Source organism: Streptococcus mitis, assembly GCF_009496285.1.
GTDB lineage: Bacteria > Bacillota > Bacilli > Lactobacillales > Streptococcaceae > Streptococcus > Streptococcus mitis_BP.
On record NZ_WIJK01000019.1, the window covers coordinates 1 to 22,539 of the forward strand.

A 22,539-nucleotide genomic window follows, 5' to 3' on the forward strand; every position below is an offset into this window, starting at 1 on the left:
GGGATAGCCTTTCTAAATGGTTTATTAAGCAATTCTATTTTACCAAGACTATCGCAACCATGCAAAAAGCAACGGCAAAAACCGTTGCTTTTTTGATAGAATCGAGACACTATTGTCCCAGACTCTTATTTGATATTCTTTACAATTTCATTAAATGAAGATATAATTTTTCCTTGTTTTTCTTTGGGTAACCTTGTTAAATTTTCAAAAAGTATTTCTGGGGAGTCTTCTCTTTCTGATGCATATGATTGTAGATTAAAGAACTCCTCGACCGTTAGATTTAGGGCTTTGATCACGGATTCAAGAGTTTTTATCTTAAAATCATACTTCATGTTCTCTATATTTTGAATCGCTTTAACACCTAGGCCAGCGATTTCAGATAACTTTTCCTGACTTAATCCTTGTGCTTTTCTACACTCACGTATGCGAAATGCGATATGCTTTTGTAATTTATTGTATTCCATGTTATATACCATTTTACTATCTGTTTTCTCTAAAAATAAGTATAATAAACTATCCAAAAACGATAAAAGTATGGTAAAATAGTACTATAGTTTAATAAAATGCATAGGGCATTGTACAAAAGGAGTTAATAAATGTCAAAAGCTACGGAAAATAGTCATAGTACTGCTAAAAAATTGTATACAGGTACGGTTATTTCTGCCATCGCAGCAACTGGTCTTGTCGGCACAATCGGAACTGCTCACGCAGATACAGTAGAGCTTCCATTACCTACAACTGCTAAAACTGAACCAGCTTTGGTTGAAAAAGAAGCACCTAAGAAAGTGGAAGTGAAAACTCCTACTAAGGAAGAAGTTGCTGAACTTGGTGCTACTGCTAAACAAACCCAAGAAGATGCAGATAAGGCAAAAGAAGTCTTGGATCAAGCGAATGAAACATCTGATAAAGCAGAAAAGAAAGTCGCTGACTTGAAACAAGCTAAAGACGATGCTCAAAAGATTGCGGACAAAGCAACTCCTGAGGTTATTCAAGGTGCTGAGAAGAAAGTGGAAACTGCGAAAGCAAACGTTCCTACCAAAGAACAAGGGGTATCTTCTGCGCAAACTGAACAAGATGATGCAGACCGTAACGTTGCTATTCAAGGCAAAACTGTTGGTACAAAACAAGCAGAAGTGACTCAAGCGCAAAATGGTGTGACTGATGCTAAAGCAGAAGTGAAAAGCGTTGAGGATGCTTTGAATGGTGTTGGTCTTGCAAATGCTAAAGAAGCGCAAGCAAGTGCAATCAAAGAGGAAAGTGACAGTAAGCAAGCTCAAGCTGATGCGCAAACTTCTCTTGACGCTGCTAAGAAGTTGGACGGTGAGCTTGCTGACCAACTAAACCAAGCTGAAAAGACCGTTAAAACTGCTACAAAAGATGTAGAGCGTACTGAAAACGAAGCTAAAGAAGCGAAAACTAACCGTGATAATGTTCTTGCTACTTATAATCAAGCGGTATCAACTCTTGATGCTCTTCAAGATAGCTCTAAGAAACAAACCATCACTCTTTCACCAGCTTTCATTCAAGCAGTTAAAGATGAAATGGAACTCATGCGTCAAATCCGTTCAGGTGTCGAAATGACTGAGGAAGAACGTAATGCTAAGAGCGATGCCATTTATGACCGTATCGTTGGTTCACAAGTAGAACACAAGAAACTCAATAAATATGTTCCAAGCAAAGCAGACCAAGCAGATGAAACTCGCTACGATATTAACAATCTCCCACAAGAGATTAAAGATGAGTTGAACTACTATGTGGTTGACCTGATTAACCAAATGCGCCGCCAACTTGGACTTTCAGATGTTGTTCTTTCAAAAACTTCTCTTGAATTTGCTGATAAGGTTGCTAAAGAGTATGTGAAAGCGAACTTCTCTAAAGCTATGAAAGATGACTACCGTGCTAAAGGTGGTGTTGGACACTACGCCATCGGTATTAACAAGGTTGCCAAAGAATATGGCATGCCTACAACAGATGCAGAGGAAGAAAACAAAGGTCAACAGTATTATGAGAATACTGTAACGACTTATACCTTCCATAACTTTGACGATGCTGATGGGGTTTACCGTAAAACTCTTGGTGAAATGAAAGAGAAGTTGTACGAAGACCTTGTAATGCTCGTTTCAACTAAAGGTGATTATGGACATACACAGGGTATCCTACAATTTGACTATGCGAATGAAACTATTTACTTCGGTGGTGTCGCACAAAGTAAGACAGATGATTTCTATACTACTCACTTCTTAACTGCTATTCGTAATGAAGAAGTAAAGGACTCTAAATGGGATAAAACACCTATTGCAAACCCACTTAGCGATGAAGTGATTGAGCGCAAATTGAGTGAAGCTCGTCAAGCACTTGCTGATGCTATGACTGCTCGTGATAACACACAAGCTACTTTTGAAGCAAAAACAAAAGCAGAGTCAGATGCAAAACTTGCTCTTACAAATGCTGAAGCTAACTTGACTGCTTTGAAGAATGGTGAAAGTCCACTTGCCAACGCTCAAAAAGCCTTTGATGAAGCGAAAGACCGTCATGATAAAGCAGTTGTAACCCTTTCTAATGCTAACGCTCTTGTTAATAATTTGACTGTTTCTAAAGCTACAAAAGAAGCAACTCTTAAACAAGCGCAAGAAAAATTGAAAGACGCTGAGCAAGTTCTTAAAACTGCACAAGAAGCTCTTAAAGCAGAAGAAACTAAGATGGCTGAACTTGAAGCAATTGCTGAAAGCAAAGCCCAAGCGGTATCAACTGCTAAGAAAGCACTTCAAGATGCACAAGAAGAAGTTAAACAAGCTGAAAAAGAGCTTGCAGACCTTAACGGTGCGCACACTCGTTTGAAAGAAGTAAAAGCAGAGCTTGAAAAAGCAGAAGCAGAGCTTAAAGATGCCTACAAAGCACAAAACGAAGCTAAAGTAGACTATGAGGTTAAGAGCCTTGCAGCAGACCAAGCACAAACTGCTTACGAAACTGCCAAAGCGAAGTTTGAAGAAGCAGAAACAAAACGCTTGGCTGAACTTGCAGACGCTAAACGTAAAGAGCTTGAAAAAGCTGGCTACCAACCAGTTCCAGTTGTAGATAATAAAGGGAATGTTGTGGATTATACAGCAGAAAAAGTAACCGTAGGAACTAAAGACGATAGAACATATCAAGCTCCTGCACAAGCTACAAATGCAAAAGCAGAACCTAAGAAACAACTTCCAAATACAGGAACAAAGGATTCAGGACTTTTAGCATTGCTTGGAGCAAGTGTTGGACTATTTACTTTAGCAGGAAAACGAAGATATAATAGATAAAAAGAAAGAGAGCGGTGGCTCTCTTTTTAATAAATGAAAGGATTGACGATATGAGAACCCCTAAAAGATACTCAGATTTACTCAAACGAAAAGAACTCACTAATGCTATTATTGCAGAATGTATATACTCTGTAAATAAGCGAGCTAAAAACTATCGCGACAAGATAAAAGAATATAAAAACGCAAGATATTATTTACATCAACAAAATAACATTGAAGATGCTGAAGAAAATATGGAAAAATACTATGATATGAAAGAAAAACTATTGAGTAAATATAAACCAACAATGATTCATAAACAGTATATAGGAGAGAAAAAACAACGAGTCTATAGTTATGAAAAAAATTATGAAAAGCTATATAACGAAAAAAGAAATGCTATAGTTTGGAAAAATAGTTACTATGACTATGACACTAACAAGGAAATTGAATTTTTTGATTATAGTTTAGGTAAGAAAGAATATCTTTATTTTTTGTACTATGAAATAGGTGAATATAGTTTTCATTCTCCAATTGATGAAAAAAGAGTAAAAAATTCTCAATTAGAAATCAAAGAGATAGATGAAGACTTTCAAACTCGTGGAGCAGATATTGTGGATTTACTATCAAAACAATTTGTACAAAAAGTAATAGATTTGTTGGAAAGTGGAGAGTATACATTGTTGGAATAGGAAAAAATTGTTCATCAAACATGTATAGTGATAAATTAAAAGAGAGCAGTGGCTCTCTTTTCTAATGAATGGAAACAAATTAGTATATATGTGAAAATTTTATATAAGGGAAACTTTTGATATTCTGGTTCGATTTTTGCTTATTTTTGATGAAAGTTTACCTTATTTTGATGAAATTACTTAAAATTAGTTGAAATTTTATTTTTTGAAAGCTTATGAAAACGTTGATTTTAAAACACTTTGAAATTAGATGAAATAAGTGGTGCCCCAACCAGGTCTTAAGAAAGCTCGTAAAGCATCACAATTTAGTAAACGTTAATTCGAAAGAATTACTGTACTTACAAAGAGCACCTTTCGGGGTGTTCTTTTTTTATTGACACCTTGTGGATTTATAATTAGAAATCTCCTTGAAGGGTATCAGGTAAATGAAAAATTTGGCGATCATATCCTATTTCTTCGTACTTTAGTCTAATACCTATAATGTAAAAAACTCTAGCTATCAGGTAGTTGATAGTTAGAGTTTTTTCTATTCATATGATTTAATGAGATTAAATAAGGCTTCTACTTCTGATGACAGTGTAGCTGATTTGAGATAAGCGTAATAAACTGTAAATGTTATCTGGTCCTCCGGTACTAGAGGAATTTTTATTAAATCATCATCTTCATCAGAAAGTGCGATATCAGCCAGCAAACTAAGGCCAATCCCTTTCTTTAAAAGTTCTTTAATGATGACAATGTCGTCACTCTTAAAGAATATTTCTGCCTTGTTTTGATACTTTTGATTAAGCAGTTCAAAAGCTTTCAAGTGAACAAAGTGTTCGTCTAAAAGTATAAAGGATTGATCTACTAAATCTTCAAAAGTGAGGGAAGGAGCGGTAGCAAGAGGATGGTTCTTAGACAAAACGACATACAGTTCTTTATGAAAGAGTTCATGTGTCTCTATTGAAGGATGATTGAGTGGTTCAATCAAGCCGAGTAGACTTGCATCAAGGTCTCCTTTGAGGAGAAGATTTAATAATTCTACGGAGCCACCGCGGATCGGGCGTACCTTTTTTAAAAAATCGAATTGATCTTTTTCGCTTAAGGCAGCAAAGAGATACTGAATGATAATAGGAGGGAATCCTACAGTAGAGTATTGGGCCAAGGAACGATTGATTTCTTTGCGAGTAGAAATGACCTCAGGTAAGATCTTTTCTGTATGCTTTAGAAGGATTTGTCCTTGAGGAGTGAGTTTGAAGGAACGATGCGAGGGATCGTGGTGAATCAATTTGCAATTAAAAGATTCTTCTAAGCGCTTGATGGCATAAGAAATAGATGGTTGGCTGACTTTGTGTTGTTTTGCAACTTCCGTATAGGATTGAAGCTGGCAGAGGTCATAAAAATATTGTAGATCTTTTAAATTCATAGGGGCTCACTTTCATTAGTTGGAGAAGGAAAATAAGTGGAAATCACCAGATAAATACTTTTTATCCGTATCCCACAATTTGACTATACGAGTATTCGCTGGTTAAAATGTAAGTGAGTCAGGGATATCAAAGGTTATCTAAGATACTTTCAAAAATGACCAACATCTTTTCTCGTTTATCAATAGGGAGTTGTTTAACCTTCATGTTGATTCTTTTGAGTGAAAGATTGTCGGTCTTATCAGAGGTTGATTCAAGGCTATCAAAATTGAAAAATTCCTCTGGGGTCATCTTTAGGGCGACAATCAATTTTTCAAGACTGTGAATGGTCAGATTCACATTTTGGTTTTCAAGTTGATTGATATACTTAAGCCCGAGACCCGCTTGTTCCGAAAGTTCTTCCTGGCTCATTTTTTTCTGTGTTCGAAAATATTTCACTTTTTGGGAAATATATTGTTGTAAATAGTTTTTATTCGTCATATAAATAGAATACAAGTTTTGCATGACAAAAAAACATCTTAAAAAATACAAAGTATTGTATAACAAACTTATATAATATTTATTTTAATTCGGATTGCCAATTTGTATGATTAGTTTCTTTTACTCGAAACTTTTAGTAAAGAGTGATCATCGAGAGTTTTATGAGTTCAGAACTTTATAAAATATAACAACTTAAAGTGCCATTAACAATAGTGTTTTAAGTATAAAGAGCTTATTAGAAAATTGTCTTCGTAGACTCATTATAACATATGCGTACACAATAGTATTTTTTAAACAACAAAGTTTTCCAAACAATTCATTTTAAGTGGTATAATAGGAGTAAAAAGGAGGTTGCACTATGACTGCACATGATATTTTAAACAACCCTTTCCTTAATAAGGGAACTGCCTTTACCTTAGAGGAGCGAAAGGAACTAGGTCTTATTGGTTTACTGCCACCGTATGTTCAAACGATTGAAGAGCAAGCGGCGCAAACTTATGCACAAATGCAAACAAAAGCCAATGATTTGGAAAAGCGTCTTTTCCTAATGGAAATTTTTAATACCAACCGGACTCTTTTCTATTACCTCTTTTCTCAACATTTGGAGGAATTCAATCCAATTGTATACGATCCAACCATTGCAGATACCATTGAAGGCTATAGTGACCTCTTTGTAGACCCCCAATATGCGGGATATCTTGATATCAATCATCCTGAAAATATTGAAGCTACTTTGAAAAATGCCGCTGGGGATCGCGAGATTCGTCTCATTGTTGTAACAGATGCAGAAGGAATCCTTGGAATCGGTGACTGGGGAACAAATGGTGTCGATATTTCTGTTGGGAAATTGATGGTCTACACGGGTGCTGCTGGAATCGATCCTTCTATGGTTCTTCCTTTAGTTATTGATGCAGGGACTAACCGCGAAGAACTTCGTAACAATCCTAATTACTTAGGAAATCGTCACGAACGGGTTCGCGGAGATCGTTACTACGACTTCATTGACCAATTTGTTCAAACAGCAGAACGTCTCTTTCCTAAACTCTACCTTCACTGGGAAGACTTCGGTCGCTCGAATGCTGCCAATATTCTTGAAAAATACCGAAAACAAATTCCAACTTTTAATGATGATATTCAAGGTACAGGAATCGTTACCCTAGGTGGTATCTTTGGTTCACTGGATATTAGTGGTGAAAAATTAACAGATCAAGTTTATCTCTGCTATGGTGGTGGTACTGCGGGCGCAGGAATTGCCGCTCGTGTTCTTCGTGAAATGGTGAGTGAAGGTCTTTCTGAAGAAGAAGCCTATAAACATTTCTTTATGGTTGATAAACAAGGTCTTCTCTTTGATGACATGGATGACCTGACCCCTGAACAAAAACCGTTTGCTAAGAAACGTGCCGACTTTAGTAACGCAGACAAGTTGACTGACCTGCTTGAAGTAGTGAAGACTGTGAAGCCAACCATTCTTGTAGGAACTTCAACTCAACCTAATACCTTCACTAAAGAAATAGTAGAAGCTATGTGTGAAAATACAGAACGTCCGATGATCTTCCCTTTGTCAAATCCAACCAAACTAGCAGAAGCTAGTGCCAAAGATTTGATTGAATGGTCAGATGGCAAAGCTTTTGTCGCAACAGGAATTCCTGCTGATACAGTTTCTTATAAAGGTGTCGACTATGTGATTGGTCAAGCCAATAATGCCTTGATTTACCCAGGTCTTGGTCTAGGTATGCTGGCTTCTGAAGCAAGTCTTTTGACTGATGAAATGATTGGAGCAGCAGCTCATTCATTGAGTGGTATTGTTAATCCAGGCCAACCAGGAGCTCCTGTCTTGCCACCATTTAAGTATGTAGCAGATGTTTCTATTAAAGTAGCAGAAGCAGTCGCTAAAAAAGCACAAGAGCAAGGTCTTGCGCGTGCTAAGGAAACAGATATGGCCAAAGCAGTTCGTGATTTGAAGTGGTATCCAGAGTATAAATAATTCACTGCTGCTGTCTATCCTTCGCTAGCGACAGATTTGTATGGGCTGTGGACTTAAGTAATTTAGAAAGGATACCTATGTCACTCTTTTTAACCTCGATTACGAGTATCATTCCGATTATCGCTATCATTGTTTTGGGGTATATTCTTCAGGTGAAGGGATGGTTTGGAGATGCCTTTGGACCTAACCTATCTCGTTTGATCATGAATGTAGCTTTGCCAGCGTCAATCTTTGTGTCAGTAATGAAATACCTAACACTAGATAAACTAATCAGTCTTTCTGGAGGTCTCCTTTATACATTTGTGGCCTTTATCTTGGGCTATATCGTAGCTTATATTGTAGTTATGGTTTTCAAGGTTCGTCCAGGACGGCGAGGAACCATGATTAATACCTTTGTGAATGCCAACACTATTTTTATTGGTTTACCTTTAAACGTTGCTCTTTTTGGGGATCAGGCTCTTCCTTATTTCTTAATTTACTATATCACCAACACGATTTCCACTTGGACATTGGGCGTGTATTTGATGACGAGCGATAGTAAATCGGGTCAAAGCAAGAAGGAAACTAAATTTGATTGGAAGAAATTACTACCAGCCCCGCTTGTAGGTTTTCTTGTTGCTCTGCTATTTTTGATTCTCCGAATCTCTATTCCAGATTTCGCAACGAATACCTTAACCTATGTTGGAAATATCGTCACTCCCCTATCTCTGATTTATATTGGTATCGTTCTTGCAAAGGCAGGTTTGAAAACTATTACTTTTGATAAAGATACAATTGTCACTTTAGTTGGACGCTTTATCCTAGCTCCTCTAATCATGCTTCTTGTATTGAAGTTCTTTGCACCAAATATGGCGACAGTAGAATTTAAGACCTTTATGATTCAGTCCGCTACACCAGCTTTAGCTGTTCTTCCGATCCTTGCTAATCAGGGAAAAGGAGATGTGGAATTCTCTACGAATGTGGTGACTCTAAGTACGGTTCTATTTATCGTTGTTATTCCAATATTACAAACTTTGTTAGGATAAGAAGGAAGAGATAGGATTGAAAGTTTTGCGTTAAGAAATTGCACTATTTTAGATACATAAATTCTTATTTATTGAAATAGAAATCAGAAGAAACTCTTCGGACGTTTCCTATCAAGCGCTTTTGAGCTTTCCTAAAAGCCAGACTTTTCAAACCAGGATTGAAAAAAGCTTGTAAAGCTAGCCAGTTCTCTAAACGTTAATTCGTTGATGGGTAGCAGAATACAAACGAAAACACTTTGCATCTTGCAAGGTGTTTTTTTCTATGAGAACTGGCGGTGCGCAATTAGGATAGCTCTAGCGACTTTAGTCGCTTACAAATGTGGCTGCAACCTGACGAAGTCAGTTGCCTCAAAAGGTTCATCAACACGATACTATCAACGTTTCGAAACACTTCGTGGTTCATGCCAAGGGGTATTTTTTGATGGTTTTTAGCAAAATTCACACCACTAGTCTTTGTTTTATACAATTTCTTCCTAGTATCAGTTTAGTATGATATAATTAAATACGAATAATATAAAGGAGTTATAAATGAAAATAGGAAAAGGCATCAATTGGATTTTGATTCTGTTAAGTTGCTTAATTGCTATAGTACTGATAAGTTTTATGTTCTTCTTTAATCATAAAAAGCAAGATGTAGAAGCAGTAAATGCTACAACAGAACAGGTTTCTACCACTAGTACAACAACCACTAGTACAACGACTACTCAAGATAGTGTTACGACTACTGAGGAAAAAATCTCGACACAAGAAGAGCAAACGAATGCTGAATCACAAAAAATAGATGAGCAAGCCATTCTAAATGGAGATTTCTCGACTCTAGTTGGAACTTGGAGAAATGGACTTGGGCAAGAATTTACATTCGATAAAAATGGACTAGTAAACAGTAGAAACATTGAAAAAAAGAGCATGGGTAGCCATGGAACGATTGAATTTAGCATTAGAGATGGTATCTCAGGCTATGGAATGAGTATTTATCCTGCTGGACTTATTATGCCTGGGTTAGATACTGATTTAACTCAAAATAGGCTGATTGCTGGTCAAGCTGCTCCAACCAGATCAGAACAAGTTTTTTATAAAGTAGACTAAATGATTAACCATCTCATCAAATTTGAGATGGTTTTCTTCTTTATTTGTAAGTCATGATTATTTTATGAAGATGAAGCAAGTAGGGTTCAAAAACAACTTTCAGAGGCGTTCCAGCCTGTTTAGCAAGATGTTGGAGTTTATGAGGACCTTGCTGGATATTATTTTTCTTCATAGTATGTTGTGTTATAATGTAGATACGATATGAAAAAATTAAGATAGCTCTGTAAATTCTGTAAATGTCACTTTGTGTGAACATGAGTAAATTTGAGTTTAGAGAATGATAGGAGATGGTTTACAATGATAAGGTTAGAGTTGATGTCTGAAGAAAATAGTATAGATATTTATTCTTTTGAAAAAGAAAATCGGGAGTATTTTGAGCGAAGTTTACCTCCTAGACCAGCTCACTATTTTGACTTAGAAGGTTTTAAAGAAATTACAAGGGAATTGTTAAGGGAACAAGAGAGCCATGATGTCTACATGCATCTTATTAGAGATGCACAAGGCATTATGGTCGGAAGAATCAATTTAAGTATTTTAGGGAAGGATAGAAAAACAGCAGAACTTGGATATAGGATTGGAGAAAATGTTACCAATTTAGGATATGCAAGCGAAGCAGTTAAACTCGTTTTAGAAAAGGCCTTTACTACTTATGGTTTACATAAAATCATTGCAGGAACGGCAAGGGACAATCAGGCTTCTCAGAGAGTGCTTTTAAAAAATGGTTTCACCTTTAGTAGAATCATAGAGAATGACTTTCAAATGCATAACGAGTGGATTCATACGGCAGTATTTGAGATAAGGAATCTATAGCATCATCATTCCCAGTCGTTTGCCAAAACTAAACATTTCTAGTAGACATTTGTCTACTTTTATACGGAAATTATAGTAGAATGAATCTAGAACAGTACACCAAGACTGCTAAAAATGTTTTAGAATCTATATTGTACTACTCTAAGTTCAATCCACTATAGCATTCTTTGTTCTTGTTTTTAGTCCTCTATCGTCATGATTACAAGCCAATTTGTATCTATAATATCTCTTTATTAGCCTTGTTTCTTGTCAAACTTTTTAATCCTCAGATCAAGACGAATATCTTATCAGCTAGTTTTGCTAGGGGATTTAATATTCTATTAAATGCTTTAATTTTCTTTTGTCTTTATTTTTTTGAATTAAGGAATCTTAGTTTTAGTCTTTTCTTATTCTTTTGTTTACTATATTTTATAAAAATTTTTATCATTCCTTTATGTTTGGTTTATAGTCAAAATTCTAAGTATGATCCTTATCTGGTACATAGTAATTTCTTTAAGAGGAATGCTTCATATGTGATGCATGTTTAATTTTATAAAAATGCTGACTTTCTACTTTTTGGTAGGAAGTTTTTTATTATTTCCATATCGAAATAGTTGACAGATGTAATTTAGGGTGTTACAATAATTAAAAAGTTCGATATAGAATAAAAAAGGAGACAAAATGGACAAGATGTTAGGAGGTTACCAAGCTCTACAGATTCGATTGTTAAACGGGCGTATCTTTCAAAAACTCTTGAGCAATGAACCAGATGCTCAATACAGAAGTGAACAGGGAAAAATTTTAACGATTTTGTGGAAGCAAGAGTTAGGGTGCGCTACAGCGACCGATATCGCTCTTGTGACGGGTCTAGCCAATAATACATTGACCAGTATGGTTAAGAAATTGGAAGAACAAGGCTTGGTCACGATTGAACCTTGCACACAAGATAAAAGGAAAAAATATATCTCTTTGACAGACCTCGGTTGGGCGCAAAAAGAAATTGGAGACCGTGTTAGCAAAGAATTGGGTGAAATTTTCTACCAAGGCTTTTCGGATCAAGAAATCCAAGAATTTGAAGCTTATCAAGAGCGTATTATCTCAAATCTAAAAGCTAAAGAAAATGACATCTAGGGAAAGGAAGTAACAGTTATGATCGGAATTACAGGTGTAACAGGGAAATTAGGCTCCTATGTGGCTGATCTTGTTGATAAGAAAGGAATCGCTTCAGTCCATCTAGCAAGAAGCCCAGAGCGTGCAAAAGTTTATGCGTCTGCGGAAATCCGTAGATTGTCCTATACCAATACTCCAGAGGTGGTTGAAGCCTTGAAGGGGATCGATACTTTGTTGATGGTTTCTGCTAGGGAAAATCCAGAGCGTGTCAAGGAGCACAAGGAGTTTTTAGATGCTGCAAAACTAGCAGGGGTGCAACATATCGTTTATACCTCCTTTTATGGGGCAGATGAGAAAGCAACTTTTACCTTGTCTCGAGATCATGCCCAGACGGAAGCCTATATCAAGGAGTTAGGGTTCACCTACACTTTTTTGAGAGATAATTTTTATTTGGATTTCTTGATTGATATTGCACTTGAAAATGGAGAGATTCGTGGTCCGGCCGGCAGTGGTCTTGTGTCAGCTGTTGCCCGTAAGGACACATCTAGGGTTGTAGCAGAGATTCTTTTAAATCCTAAGGACTGGGAAAATCAAACCTTGAATTTAACAGGGCCAGAGGATCTTTCCATGGAAGAAATCGTAGCGCTTCTCTCAAAAGAGACCGGTAAGACCATCGCGTATGTGGATGAAACAGTAGAAGAAGCTTATGAGTCACGGAAAAAATGGCCAGCACAAACTTGGGAGTACGATGCCTGGGTCAGCACTTATACAGCTATCAAAGTTGGGGAACAAGCTGGGGTTTCAACAGATATCGAAAAAGTTCTAGGGCATCCGGCAAGTAGCCTATTGGATATTCTTAGAGATAGAAAACTTATTGAGGAAAAACATGATTGAATACAAACATGTGGCCTTGCGCTACACGGATAAAAATATTTTAAAAGATGTCAATCTCCGCATTGAAAATGGAGAATTCATGGTGCTAGTGGGTCCTTCAGGATCTGGTAAGACCACCATGATCAAGATGATTAACCGTCTCTTGGAGCCAACGGATGGTAATATCTATATGGATGGGAAACGCATCAAAGACTATGACGAACGGGAGTTACGTCTCAGTACCGGCTATGTCCTTCAAGCTATTGCCCTATTTCCAAATTTAACAGTTGCTGAAAATATAGCATTGATTCCTGAGATGAAGGGTTGGAGCAAGGAACAAATTGCCTCTAAAACAGAAGAACTCTTGGACAAGGTGGGTCTGCCTGCTGCAGAGTATGCAAAGCGCATACCTAGTGAGTTATCTGGTGGGGAGCAACAGCGGATTGGGATTGTGCGGGCCATCATTGGGGAACCAAAGATTCTATTGATGGACGAACCTTTTTCAGCTTTGGATGCTATCTCCCGCAAGCAGTTGCAGGCTCTTACCAAAGATTTGCACAAGGAGTTCGGTATGACTACCATCTTCGTTACTCATGATACGGACGAGGCCTTAAAATTAGGCGATCGAATTGCTGTTTTACAGGATGGGGAGATTCGCCAGGTCGCAGAACCTGAAACAATTTTACAAGCGCCTGCGACAGACTTTGTAGCAAACTTGTTTGGAGGTAGCCTTCATGTCTAATTTGATTTCAACCTTTCATGATCGATTTAGTGAATGGGTAACAGCTCTGGGACAACACTTACAATTATCTCTTTTGACCTTATTGGTCGCTATTTTTCTGACCATCCCACTTGCGGTTTACCTAAATGCTCATAAAAAAGCAGCGACCTGGGTGCTACAAGTTGCAGGTATCTTCCAGACCATTCCTTCAATGGCCTTGTTGGGGCTCTTTATTCCTTTCATGGGGATTGGAACCTTACCAGCACTCACAGCCCTTGTCATTTACGCTATTTTCCCGATTTTAGAAAATACAATCACAGCCCTGAATGGCATTGATCCTAGTCTTGAGGAGGCCGGGATTGCTTTTGGGATGACCAAGTGGGAGCGACTCAAGAAGTTTGAAATTCCACTTGCCATGCCTGTCATTGTATCGGGGGTTCGAACAGCGACCGTTATGATTATTGGGACAGCGACTCTAGCAGCTCTTGTGGGAGCTGGTGGATTGGGCTCCTTTATCCTTTTGGGAATTGATCGTCGGAATGCTAGTCTCATTTTAATCGGTGCAATCTCATCAGCTATTTTGGCCATTCTCTTTAATGTTGTTCTCAAATGGTTGGAAAAGGCAAAGTTGCGTACGATTGTTGCAGCCTTTGCGGTGATGCTCCTTGGTTTGGGAGTTAGTTATGCTCCAAGCATGATTCCTCAGACAGAAAAAGAAAATCTAGTCATAGCTGGGAAATTGGGGCCTGAGCCTGAAATTCTCATGAATATGTACAAGCTTCTCATTGAGGAAAATACGGATATGACGGTGACGGTCAAGCCTAACTTTGGGAAGACAGATTTCCTTTATCAAGCGCTGAAAAAGGGTGATATCGATATCTATCCAGAATTTTCTGGAACAGTGACAGAGAGTCTCCTCCAACCATCTCCACAAATTGGGCATGACCCAGAAAAGGTTTACGAGGTGGCTCGTGATGGCATTGCCAAACAGGATCAACTAGCCTTTCTTAAACCCATGGCTTATCAAAACACTTATGCTATAGCAGTTCCCAAAAAAATTGCGCAAGAATATGGACTTAAGACGATTTCAGACTTGAAAAAAGTGGAAGGACAGCTCAAGGCAGGATTCACTCTAGAGTTTAACGATCGTGAGGATGGAAACAAGGGCTTGCAGTCTGTTTATGGATTGAATCTCAATGTGGCAACCATGGAGCCAGCCCTTCGCTACCAAGCCATCCAGTCAGGGGACATTCAAATTACAGATGCTTACTCGACAGATGCTGAAATTGCTCGTTATGATTTAGTGGTTTTGGAGGATGATAAACAACTCTTCCCTCCATACCAAGGCGCTCCACTGATGAAAGCTAAATTACTCGAAAAACATCCTGAGTTGGAAGCAGTCCTCAATAAACTAGCTGGTAAAATCACCGAGAGCCAGATGAGTCAGATGAACTATCAGGTTGGTGTGGAAGACAAGTCGGCAGAAACAGTAGCGCGTGAATTTCTCCTTCAAGAAGGAATACTTCAAAAATAAATATAGAAATTACTTTATACTAACAAAAACCCCATCTTGCTTTTTAGATAAGATAGGGTTTTTGTATTAGAATAAAAGTAGTATAAGTGTCAATACTATAGCAAATGTAATTCTGATGATATGGTGAGACTTTTTAAAGGTTCCTTTCTGTTTGTCATTCCAATAGGCCCCGTAGCAAATTAATCCACAGCCAATCAGCCAAAGAGATAGTGCGACAATCGACAAAAAGAAGTAGAGAAAGATAGATAAGGTTGCAAAGAAGTAGAGGAAGATAGATAAGGTTGCAAAGAAGTAGAGGAAGATAGATAAGGTAGCAAGGATACTTCCGATAAGGAGAAGCTGATTTCCTAGGGGATTCCTGCCTTTTCTTAATTCTGAAAGGCTAGCCAATAAATGATGAAGAGGAAAAGCAAGAAGTAAGAAGGCTATCAAAATAACAAGAATAATAACGAAGTTCATAAGATTTCCTCTCTAGCTAGAATAATGATGATTTATTTTTGTTTGTTTGTCATTTCCATGACGTCTAAGTAAAATCTCACTATTTGATCTTCCTTATAAGATTTCCCTTTTTTGAGCCACCAAGTCAATGTTTCGATGAAGTTAGTTACGACAAAATGCTTGAGATAGGAAGCAGGAATATTAGGGTAAGAAGCTTGCAAGTCCTCTACGACCATGGGGTAGACGTGGTGTTCCAATTCTTTCTGTAATTGGCGGAGGAAGTAGTCATTTTTTGAGAAAAGGAGGCTGGTGACGTGGTCTTGATTTTTCTTAAAATGCGAAAAGATATGGGACAAATAAGCTTCTGTAGATATATTTTCCTCGCGTTCAAAAAGATGATGAAAGAGATACCGGCAGAGCTCATCTAGGAGTAATTCCTTACTCTCATAGTGACTGTAAAAGGTGGAGCGACCAACATCTGCCAGGTCTATAATCTCCTGAACTGTGATAGTTTCGTAATCTTTTTGATTCAATAATTGTAAAAAAGCAGTATAGATAGCTTTTCGTGTCTTGGTAATGCGGCGATCTTGAGCAACCATATGGACAATTTGAACAAATTGTTCAGTAACTTACAAAGAGAACAGTTTGCCCCTATCCTTTCTTTTCGGAGTAAGAGATAATACTAGTAAAGGGAATATTTATACTACTATTATACCAAAGGAGGATGAAAAAATGACAACGAAACGTGCTGTTTGGCTGGCTTTTTTCTTAAATTTGAGTTATGCAATTGTCGAGTTTATCGCTGGTGGAGTATTTGGTTCGAGTGCTGTGCTTGCTGACTCCGTTCATGACTTGGGAGATGCAATCGCAATTGGGGTATCAGCCGTTCTTGAAACAATTTCCAATCGTGAAGAGGATAGTCATTACACCTTGGGTTACAAGCGCTTTAGCCTTCTAGGAGCTTTGATAACGGCTGTGATTCTCATGACAGGATCTGCTCTAGTCATTTTGGAAAATATAAGGAAACTATTTCATCCACAACCTATCAATGATGAAGGAATCCTCTGGCTTGGAATTATTGCGGTTAGTATAAATGTGCTAGCAAGTCTAGTGGTTCGTAAGGGGAAAACGAAGAATGAGTCTATTCTTAGCCTGCATTTTTTGGAAGATACCCTGGGTTGGATAGCAGTCATCCTGATGGCAATTATTCTACGATTTACCGACTGGTATATTCTGGATCCGCTCTTATCTCTTGTCATTTCCTTCTTCATTCTGTTAAAGGCTATTCCACGTTTTTGGTCTACACTCAAGATTTTCCTCGATGCCGTGCCAGAAGGAGTGGATATCAAGCAAGTAAAGAGTGATTTGGAACGGTTGGAGTATGTGGCTAGTATCAATCAGCTTAACCTATGGACCATGGATGGTTTGGAGAAAAATGCCATTATCCATGTTTGTCTAAAAGAGATCGGACAGATGGAGGTTTGTAAAGAATCCATTCGAACCCTACTCAAAGATTGTGGTTTTCAAAATATTACCATTGAGGTAGATGCAGACTTAGCAAGCCACCAGGTTCATAAGCGTAAAATTGAGGAGTTGGAAGTAGATAAAAGTCATGAACATCATCATTAATGAGATGTAGTATAAGTGAGCGAAAGCTAAATAAAAAGTGTATACTAAAGGTAGTTACATAGAGAGAGGAAATTTTTAAATGAAATCAGCAATTTATACCAAGGCAGGTCAGGTTGGTATTGAAGAGGTTAAACGTCCAAGCATTCAAGAAGCAGATGATGTGATTATCCGTGTGGTACGTGCTTGTGTTTGTGGTTCGGACCTTTGGAGCTATCGTAATCCAGATATTAAAGAGGGTCACAAAAATAGTGGACACGAAGCAATTGGAATCGTTGAAGAAACTGGAAAAGCCATTACAACAGTCAAGCCCGGTGATTTTGTGATTGTACCATTTACTCATGGCTGTGGGGAATGCGACGCCTGTCGTGCTGGATTTGATGGTTCTTGTGACAATCATATTGGAAATAATCTAGGAGGAAATTTCCAGGCTGAATATCTCCGCTTCCACTACGCCAATTGGGCCCTTGTTAAAATTCCTGGACAACCGTCTGACTACACAGAAGGGATGCTTAAATCCCTCTTGACTCTGGCTGACGTTATGCCAACAGGCTATCATGCAGCGCGTGTAGCTGGTGTAAAACCCGGCGATAAAGTTGTGGTTATTGGGGATGGTGCTGTTGGTCAATGCGCTGTCATCGCAGCTAAGATGCGTGGAGCATCGCAAATTATCCTTATGAGTCGCCACGAAGACCGTCAAAAGATGGCCTTGGAATCAGGTGCGACAGCAGTCGTAGCTGAACGTGGGGAAGAAGGCATTGCCAAGGTGCGAGAAATTCTCGGTGGTGGAGCAGACGCCGCTCTTGAGTGCGTCGGTACTGAAGCGGCTGTTGAGCAAGCACTGGGTGTACTCCACAATGGAGGGCGCATGGGATTTGTAGGGGTTCCACATTATAAGAATCGTGCCCTTGGTTCGACCTTTGCTCAAAATATTTCAGTGGCAGGTGGAGCAGCATCAGTTACTACTTATGACAAACAAGTTTTGTTAAAAGCAGTTCTTGACGGTGACATCAATCCAGGACGTGTCTTTACTTCAAGTTACAAACTAGAAGATATTGACAAAGCATATAAGGCCATGGATGAACGCAAGACCATTAAATCTATGATTGTGATGGATTAAAAAGAAAAACCTAATAGGATTTGAGAAACTCTATTAGGTTTTTTTTATGTTCAAGTGTTGTGCTTAATGCAAGGTGCTTTCTCTTAAAGTCAGTTTGGTTCCTAGCATAGTAAGGCTTGGAATTTTACGGCCGTGAAGGACTTCTCTGTTCAAAATATCCATTCCTGTGCGTCCCATTTCTTCGGTGTAGACTGTGATACTGGAAAGTGGTGGGAACACTTGCTTGGTCAGAATAGTATCATTAAAGGAAATAATGCTGACGCGCTCCGGTATGCTGATGTTGGCTTCTTGGAGGGCGCGAAGGGCACCAATGGCCAAGCTATCACTGGCTGCAAAAAATGCCTGTGGAAGCTTCTCTCCTAATTTTTCGATAGCCTCTTTCATTAAGTCATATCCAGATTGGGCAGTAAATAGACCTTGGAAAACGAATTTCTCGTTATAAATCCCTTTTTCTTGCGTATAGGATTTAAAGTAATCTAAGCGTTTATCTGCGATGACTTCCTCTTGGTCAGTGGTCGTTTCAAGTCCGGATAAGATACCAATCTTTTTAAGCCCATGATCTGTAAAGTAATCAACAACCTGGTTAACAGCATTATAAAAATCTGTAATGACACAGGTATGACCAAGAGCAATCGTATCACTGTCTAAAAATACTAGGGGTTTGTGGTATTCCTCAAATGATGCAATCTGTGCTTGGCTAAATTTTCCAATACAAAGGATTCCAATCACTTCTTCACTGAGCGTGAAAGGTTGGTCGTTAAAATAGCGCAAAATGTCATAGTCTAACTCTTGAGCTCTCTTTTCAATTCCAAGACGGATCTGGTAGTAGTAGAGATCTTCTAATTCTCCTTGTTCGCTCACCCACTGGATGATAGCAATTTTTTGTTTGAGTTTATGACTTTCGCCTGTTTTGAGATGTTTTGTATACCCTAGTTCTTCTGCGACGGTTAAGATACGATGTCGAGTTTCTTCTGTAACAGATAGGCTCTGATCGCGGTTGAGAACGCGGGATACAGTTGCGATCGAGACAGAGGCTAGCTGAGCGATATCTTTGAGTGTAGCCATAATTCCCCTCCTTTTTAGGTTATTATAGCATATTTTTGTTGCTTTTTACCTATAGTTTAGTAAAATATAGGTAAAAATGTTGACCAAAGCAAAACCCTTAGGTACAATAGAAGAAAACGATTACAGGTGAAGTTTTTTTACCTAACAATTGTCAAAGGAGAATTCATATGACACAACATCTTACTGCTGATGCACTTCGCAAGGACTTTCTTGCTGTTTTTGGTCAAGAAGCAGATCAAACCTTCTTTTCACCAGGCCGTATCAACTTGATCGGGGAGCATACTGACTACAACGGTGGCCATGTTTTCCCAGCAGCTATTTCACTAGGAACTTATGGGGCTGCTCGCAAGCGCGATGATCAAGTTTTGCGTTTCTACTCAGTAAACTTTGAGGATAAAGGAATTATCGAAGTTCCTCTAGCTGACCTTAAATTTGAGAAAGAGCACAACTGGACTAACTATCCAAAAGGTGTTCTTCATTTCTTGCAAGAAGCTGGACATGTGATTGATAAAGGTTTTGATTTCTATGTATTTGGAAATATCCCAAATGGAGCTGGTTTGTCATCTTCAGCTTCTTTGGAGTTGTTGACTGGTGTTGTTGCAGAATACCTTTTTGACCTAAAATTGGACCGTCTAGATTTAGTAAAAATCGGGAAATTGACAGAGAATAATTTTATTGGGGTTAATTCTGGTATCATGGACCAATTTGCTATCGGTATGGGGGCAGACCAACGTGCTATTTACCTTGATACAAATACTTTAGAGTACGACTTGGTTCCACTTGATTTGAAAGACAATGTCGTTGTTATCATGAATACCAACAAACGCCGTGAACTTGCAGACTCTAAATACAATGAACGTCGTGCTGAATGTGAAAAAGCAGTAGAAGAACTCCAAGTGGCTTTGGACATTCAAACCTTGGGTGAATTGGATGAGTGGGCTTTTGATGAATACAGTTACCTCATCAAAGATGAAAATCGTTTGAAACGTGCTCGCCATGCTGTTCTTGAAAACCAACGTACACTTAAAGCACAAGCGGCTCTTCAAGCAGGAGATTTGGACAAGTTTGGTCGTTTGATGAATGCATCTCACGTTTCTCTTGAGCATGATTATGAAGTGACTGGCTTGGAATTAGATACCCTTGTTCACACTGCTTGGGCTCAAGAAGGTGTTCTTGGTGCTCGTATGACAGGAGCTGGCTTTGGTGGTTGTGCGATCGCCTTGGTTCAAAAAGATGCTGTTGATTCCTTTAAAGAAGCTGTAGGCAAGCACTATGAAGAAATCGTTGGCTACGCTCCAAGCTTCTATATCGCTGAAGTGGCAGGTGGAACTCGCATCCTAGAATAGTCAAAAGGAGGTTATTAAGTGACCTTAATAGAAAATTTTGTGACCAAAGTCATTGCAGAAAGTAGCTTTGAAGAGTTGGATCGAATCTATCTAACCAATCGTGTTTTAGCGCTGGTGGGAGATGGAGTTCTTGAAGTTGAGACTGACCAGGATGATTTGATTGAACTAAAAGATCAGCTTGTCGAAGAAGCCGTTCGATTGGAAACAATTGAAGATAGTCAGGCTGAGCGTGAGATTCTCGGTGCTGACCTCATGGACTTGGTAACGCCTTGTCCAAGTCAGGTTAATCGTGACTTTTGGGATACCTATGCCCAGTCACCAGAGCAGGCAATTGCGGATTTCTACCAACTCAGTCAGAAGAATGACTACATCAAACTGAAGGCTATCGCAAAGAATATTGCTTATCGTGTACCATCTGACTACGGTGAACTGGAGATTACCATCAATCTCTCTAAGCCTGAAAAGGATCCAAAGGAGATTGCGGCAGCTAAGTTGGTTAAATCCAGTAACTATCCTAAATGTCAGCTCTGTATGGAGAATGAAGGTTATCATGGTCGTGTCAATCATCCAGCTAGAAGCAATCACCGAATTATTCGTTTTGATATTTCTGGGCAGGAGTGGGGCTTCCAATATTCGCCTTACGCTTACTTTAATGAGCACTGTATTTTCCTAGATAGCAAGCATCGTCCTATGGCCATTAGTCGCCAAAGTTTTGAACGTTTGTTAGCAATTGTGGAGCAATTTCCAGGCTACTTTGCTGGTTCGAATGCAGACTTACCAATCGTGGGTGGCTCCATCCTGACCCATGATCATTACCAAGGTGGTCGTCATGTCTTTCCAATGGAAGTAGCTCATTTACAGAAAAAATTTACCTTTGAAGGTTTTGAAACTGTCAAAGCAGGGATTGTTCAGTGGCCTATGTCTGTGATTCGACTAACTTCAGATTCTAAAGAGGATTTGACAGAACTAGCAGATAAAATCTTACTGGCTTGGCGTCAGTATTCTGACCCAAGTGTACAGGTCTTAGCAGAAAGTAATGGAACACCGCATCATACTATCACACCGATTGCGCGTAAACGAGATGGGCAGTTTGAGTTGGATTTGGTCTTGCGGGACAATCAAACCTCTCCAGAGCATCCAGACGGCATCTATCATCCCCACAAGGATGTCCAACATATCAAGAAGGAAAATATCGGCTTGATAGAGGTTATGGGCTTAGCAATCTTGCCACCACGCTTGAAGGAAGAAGTAGAGCAAGTAGCAGCTTATCTAGTCGGAGAGGATGTTTTAGTAGCCGATTATCACCAAGAATGGGCAGATGAGTTGAAAGAAAGTCATCCTGGATTGACTGATAAAGACCAAGCTCTCGAAATTGTCCAAGAATCTGTGGGTAAAATCTTCGCTCGGGTATTGGAAGATGCAGGAGTTTATAAGCAAACAGAAGAAGGACAGGCAGCCTTTATGCGTTTCGTGGAGCAGGTTGGGATTTTACCTGAATAAGTGCTTCTCCCTTGCACAGAGTCATGAAAAGTAGTATCATAGTGTCGTTTGAAACATCAGGAGGAACGTATGAAAGATTTTCACTTTGACGCTATATCTGCCTTTGAAAACTATGAAATTGAAAAAATGAGAGATGGTCACGTTGTGGTAACGACAAAAGTAGTGGACTCCTCACTCAACTATTATGGGAATGCCCATGGAGGCTATCTATTTACCCTTTGTGACCAAATCAGTGGTCTTGTGGTGATTTCGCTTGGCTTAGATGGAGTGACGCTCCAGTCTTCTATCAACTATCTGAAAGCTGGAAATCTAGGGGACATTCTCACTATCAAAGGAGAATGTGTCCATCATGGACGCACCACTTGTGTCGTCGATGTTGATATCACTAATCAAGATGGCCGAAATGTCTGCAAGGCAACCTTCACCATGTTTGTCACAGGCCAACGATCTGAAGATAGACAGGTGAGGATATAGA

At 38.9% G+C, this 22,539-nt stretch carries 21 protein-coding genes; 15 read left to right on the top strand and 6 right to left on the bottom strand.

All coding sequences use genetic code 11. From position 1 onward, the window contains the following. Nucleotides 1–125 precede the first annotated feature (125 nt). Complete coding sequence (locus tag GEZ89_RS06820; RefSeq protein WP_153225456.1) at nt 126–464, bottom strand: helix-turn-helix domain-containing protein; 339 nt, start codon at nt 462–464, stop codon at nt 126–128. Between the two features lie 132 nt (nt 465–596). Here GEZ89_RS06820 and GEZ89_RS06825 point away from each other — a divergent pair, with 132 nt between their 5' ends. Together GEZ89_RS06825 and GEZ89_RS06830 are read left to right on the top strand one after the other, a co-directional pair. Then, a complete protein-coding gene (locus tag GEZ89_RS06825) occupies nt 597–3,293 on the top strand; it encodes an SEC10/PgrA surface exclusion domain-containing protein (RefSeq protein WP_153225457.1) in 2,697 nt (898 codons plus the stop codon). 50 nt (nt 3,294–3,343) lie between these two features. Then, nucleotides 3,344–3,964, top strand: a complete 621-nt coding sequence (locus GEZ89_RS06830) for a hypothetical protein (RefSeq protein ID WP_153225458.1) — start codon at nt 3,344–3,346, stop codon at nt 3,962–3,964. Between the two features lie 526 nt (nt 3,965–4,490). Here GEZ89_RS06830 and GEZ89_RS06835 read toward each other — a convergent pair. Then, the gene (locus tag GEZ89_RS06835) at nt 4,491–5,369 is read right to left on the bottom strand and encodes a LysR family transcriptional regulator (protein WP_153225459.1); all 879 of its coding nucleotides are present in this window, start codon (nt 5,367–5,369) and stop codon (nt 4,491–4,493) included. A gap of 127 nt (nt 5,370–5,496) precedes the next feature. Continuing rightward, on the bottom strand, nt 5,497–5,847 hold the full coding sequence (locus tag GEZ89_RS06840; protein WP_153225460.1) for a helix-turn-helix domain-containing protein: 351 nt from the start codon (nt 5,845–5,847) through the stop codon (nt 5,497–5,499). A 358-nt stretch (nt 5,848–6,205) separates the two neighbouring features. Here GEZ89_RS06840 and GEZ89_RS06845 point away from each other — a divergent pair, with 358 nt between their 5' ends. The 8 genes from GEZ89_RS06845 to GEZ89_RS06880 all read left to right on the top strand — a co-directional run bounded on the left by GEZ89_RS06845 (nt 6,206) and on the right by GEZ89_RS06880 (nt 14,969). Continuing rightward, a complete protein-coding gene (locus GEZ89_RS06845) occupies nt 6,206–7,831 on the top strand; it encodes a malolactic enzyme (RefSeq protein ID WP_153225461.1) in 1,626 nt (541 codons plus the stop codon). A 77-nt stretch (nt 7,832–7,908) separates the two neighbouring features. Beyond that, the gene (locus GEZ89_RS06850; RefSeq protein WP_153225462.1) at nt 7,909–8,856 is read left to right on the top strand and encodes an AEC family transporter; all 948 of its coding nucleotides are present in this window, start codon (nt 7,909–7,911) and stop codon (nt 8,854–8,856) included. 528 nt (nt 8,857–9,384) lie between these two features. Continuing rightward, nucleotides 9,385–9,942: a DUF6287 domain-containing protein gene (locus tag GEZ89_RS06855; protein ID WP_153225463.1), complete on the top strand. Its 558-nt coding sequence runs from the start codon at nt 9,385–9,387 to the stop codon at nt 9,940–9,942. A gap of 297 nt (nt 9,943–10,239) precedes the next feature. After that, complete coding sequence (locus GEZ89_RS06860; protein ID WP_153225464.1) at nt 10,240–10,752, top strand: GNAT family N-acetyltransferase; 513 nt, start codon at nt 10,240–10,242, stop codon at nt 10,750–10,752. A 660-nt stretch (nt 10,753–11,412) separates the two neighbouring features. Next, a complete protein-coding gene (locus GEZ89_RS06865; protein WP_153225465.1) occupies nt 11,413–11,862 on the top strand; it encodes a MarR family winged helix-turn-helix transcriptional regulator in 450 nt (149 codons plus the stop codon). Between the two features lie 18 nt (nt 11,863–11,880). Further along, nucleotides 11,881–12,735, top strand: coding sequence for an SDR family oxidoreductase (locus tag GEZ89_RS06870; RefSeq protein WP_153225466.1), 855 nt, complete (start codon nt 11,881–11,883; stop codon nt 12,733–12,735). Next, nucleotides 12,728–13,456, top strand: coding sequence for an ABC transporter ATP-binding protein (locus GEZ89_RS06875; protein WP_153225467.1), 729 nt, complete (start codon nt 12,728–12,730; stop codon nt 13,454–13,456). Before GEZ89_RS06870 ends, GEZ89_RS06875 begins: the two co-directional genes overlap by 8 nt. Beyond that, nucleotides 13,449–14,969, top strand: coding sequence for an ABC transporter permease/substrate-binding protein (locus tag GEZ89_RS06880; RefSeq protein WP_153225468.1), 1,521 nt, complete (start codon nt 13,449–13,451; stop codon nt 14,967–14,969). Before GEZ89_RS06875 ends, GEZ89_RS06880 begins: the two co-directional genes overlap by 8 nt. Nucleotides 14,970–15,035: 66 nt before the next feature. Here the strand turns inward: GEZ89_RS06880 and GEZ89_RS06885 are convergent, their stop codons facing one another. Both GEZ89_RS06885 and GEZ89_RS06890 read right to left on the bottom strand, forming a co-directional pair. After that, a complete protein-coding gene (locus GEZ89_RS06885; protein ID WP_153225469.1) occupies nt 15,036–15,428 on the bottom strand; it encodes a glucuronide permease in 393 nt (130 codons plus the stop codon). Nucleotides 15,429–15,460: 32 nt separating this feature from the next. Continuing rightward, nucleotides 15,461–16,006, bottom strand: coding sequence for a TetR/AcrR family transcriptional regulator (locus GEZ89_RS06890; protein WP_153225470.1), 546 nt, complete (start codon nt 16,004–16,006; stop codon nt 15,461–15,463). Between the two features lie 133 nt (nt 16,007–16,139). On the opposite strand from GEZ89_RS06890, the gene GEZ89_RS06895 reads away from it, so the two are divergent. Together GEZ89_RS06895 and GEZ89_RS06900 are read left to right on the top strand one after the other, a co-directional pair. Next, the gene (locus tag GEZ89_RS06895) at nt 16,140–17,036 is read left to right on the top strand and encodes a cation diffusion facilitator family transporter (protein ID WP_153225471.1); all 897 of its coding nucleotides are present in this window, start codon (nt 16,140–16,142) and stop codon (nt 17,034–17,036) included. A 79-nt stretch (nt 17,037–17,115) separates the two neighbouring features. Then, nucleotides 17,116–18,153: a zinc-binding dehydrogenase gene (locus tag GEZ89_RS06900; protein WP_153225472.1), complete on the top strand. Its 1,038-nt coding sequence runs from the start codon at nt 17,116–17,118 to the stop codon at nt 18,151–18,153. Between the two features lie 63 nt (nt 18,154–18,216). On the opposite strand, the gene GEZ89_RS06905 is transcribed toward GEZ89_RS06900, so the two are convergent. Further along, complete coding sequence (locus tag GEZ89_RS06905; RefSeq protein ID WP_153225473.1) at nt 18,217–19,218, bottom strand: LacI family DNA-binding transcriptional regulator; 1,002 nt, start codon at nt 19,216–19,218, stop codon at nt 18,217–18,219. Nucleotides 19,219–19,385: 167 nt separating this feature from the next. On the opposite strand from GEZ89_RS06905, the gene GEZ89_RS06910 reads away from it, so the two are divergent. The 3 genes from GEZ89_RS06910 to GEZ89_RS06920 all read left to right on the top strand — a co-directional run bounded on the left by GEZ89_RS06910 (nt 19,386) and on the right by GEZ89_RS06920 (nt 22,538). Then, nucleotides 19,386–20,564: a galactokinase gene (locus GEZ89_RS06910; RefSeq protein ID WP_153225474.1), complete on the top strand. Its 1,179-nt coding sequence runs from the start codon at nt 19,386–19,388 to the stop codon at nt 20,562–20,564. 18 nt (nt 20,565–20,582) lie between these two features. Beyond that, nucleotides 20,583–22,064 (top strand): UDP-glucose--hexose-1-phosphate uridylyltransferase, encoded by a 1,482-nt coding sequence (locus GEZ89_RS06915; protein WP_322741495.1) that lies wholly within the window; start codon nt 20,583–20,585, stop codon nt 22,062–22,064. Nucleotides 22,065–22,133: 69 nt separating this feature from the next. Beyond that, nucleotides 22,134–22,538, top strand: a complete 405-nt coding sequence (locus GEZ89_RS06920; protein WP_045763132.1) for a PaaI family thioesterase — start codon at nt 22,134–22,136, stop codon at nt 22,536–22,538. Nucleotide 22,539: the final 1 nt, after the last annotated feature.

Coding starts and splice junctions, on each gene's coding strand:
- GEZ89_RS06820 (WP_153225456.1), bottom strand. CDS start 464: ATGGAATACAATAAATTACAAAAGCATATCGCATTTCGCATACGTGAG.
- GEZ89_RS06825 (WP_153225457.1), top strand. CDS start 597: ATGTCAAAAGCTACGGAAAATAGTCATAGTACTGCTAAAAAATTGTAT.
- GEZ89_RS06830 (WP_153225458.1), top strand. CDS start 3,344: ATGAGAACCCCTAAAAGATACTCAGATTTACTCAAACGAAAAGAACTC.
- GEZ89_RS06835 (WP_153225459.1), bottom strand. CDS start 5,369: ATGAATTTAAAAGATCTACAATATTTTTATGACCTCTGCCAGCTTCAA.
- GEZ89_RS06840 (WP_153225460.1), bottom strand. CDS start 5,847: ATGACGAATAAAAACTATTTACAACAATATATTTCCCAAAAAGTGAAA.
- GEZ89_RS06845 (WP_153225461.1), top strand. CDS start 6,206: ATGACTGCACATGATATTTTAAACAACCCTTTCCTTAATAAGGGAACT.
- GEZ89_RS06850 (WP_153225462.1), top strand. CDS start 7,909: ATGTCACTCTTTTTAACCTCGATTACGAGTATCATTCCGATTATCGCT.
- GEZ89_RS06855 (WP_153225463.1), top strand. CDS start 9,385: ATGAAAATAGGAAAAGGCATCAATTGGATTTTGATTCTGTTAAGTTGC.
- GEZ89_RS06860 (WP_153225464.1), top strand. CDS start 10,240: ATGATAAGGTTAGAGTTGATGTCTGAAGAAAATAGTATAGATATTTAT.
- GEZ89_RS06865 (WP_153225465.1), top strand. CDS start 11,413: ATGGACAAGATGTTAGGAGGTTACCAAGCTCTACAGATTCGATTGTTA.
- GEZ89_RS06870 (WP_153225466.1), top strand. CDS start 11,881: ATGATCGGAATTACAGGTGTAACAGGGAAATTAGGCTCCTATGTGGCT.
- GEZ89_RS06875 (WP_153225467.1), top strand. CDS start 12,728: ATGATTGAATACAAACATGTGGCCTTGCGCTACACGGATAAAAATATT.
- GEZ89_RS06880 (WP_153225468.1), top strand. CDS start 13,449: ATGTCTAATTTGATTTCAACCTTTCATGATCGATTTAGTGAATGGGTA.
- GEZ89_RS06885 (WP_153225469.1), bottom strand. CDS start 15,428: ATGAACTTCGTTATTATTCTTGTTATTTTGATAGCCTTCTTACTTCTT.
- GEZ89_RS06890 (WP_153225470.1), bottom strand. CDS start 16,006: ATGGTTGCTCAAGATCGCCGCATTACCAAGACACGAAAAGCTATCTAT.
- GEZ89_RS06895 (WP_153225471.1), top strand. CDS start 16,140: ATGACAACGAAACGTGCTGTTTGGCTGGCTTTTTTCTTAAATTTGAGT.
- GEZ89_RS06900 (WP_153225472.1), top strand. CDS start 17,116: ATGAAATCAGCAATTTATACCAAGGCAGGTCAGGTTGGTATTGAAGAG.
- GEZ89_RS06905 (WP_153225473.1), bottom strand. CDS start 19,218: ATGGCTACACTCAAAGATATCGCTCAGCTAGCCTCTGTCTCGATCGCA.
- GEZ89_RS06910 (WP_153225474.1), top strand. CDS start 19,386: ATGACACAACATCTTACTGCTGATGCACTTCGCAAGGACTTTCTTGCT.
- GEZ89_RS06920 (WP_045763132.1), top strand. CDS start 22,134: ATGAAAGATTTTCACTTTGACGCTATATCTGCCTTTGAAAACTATGAA.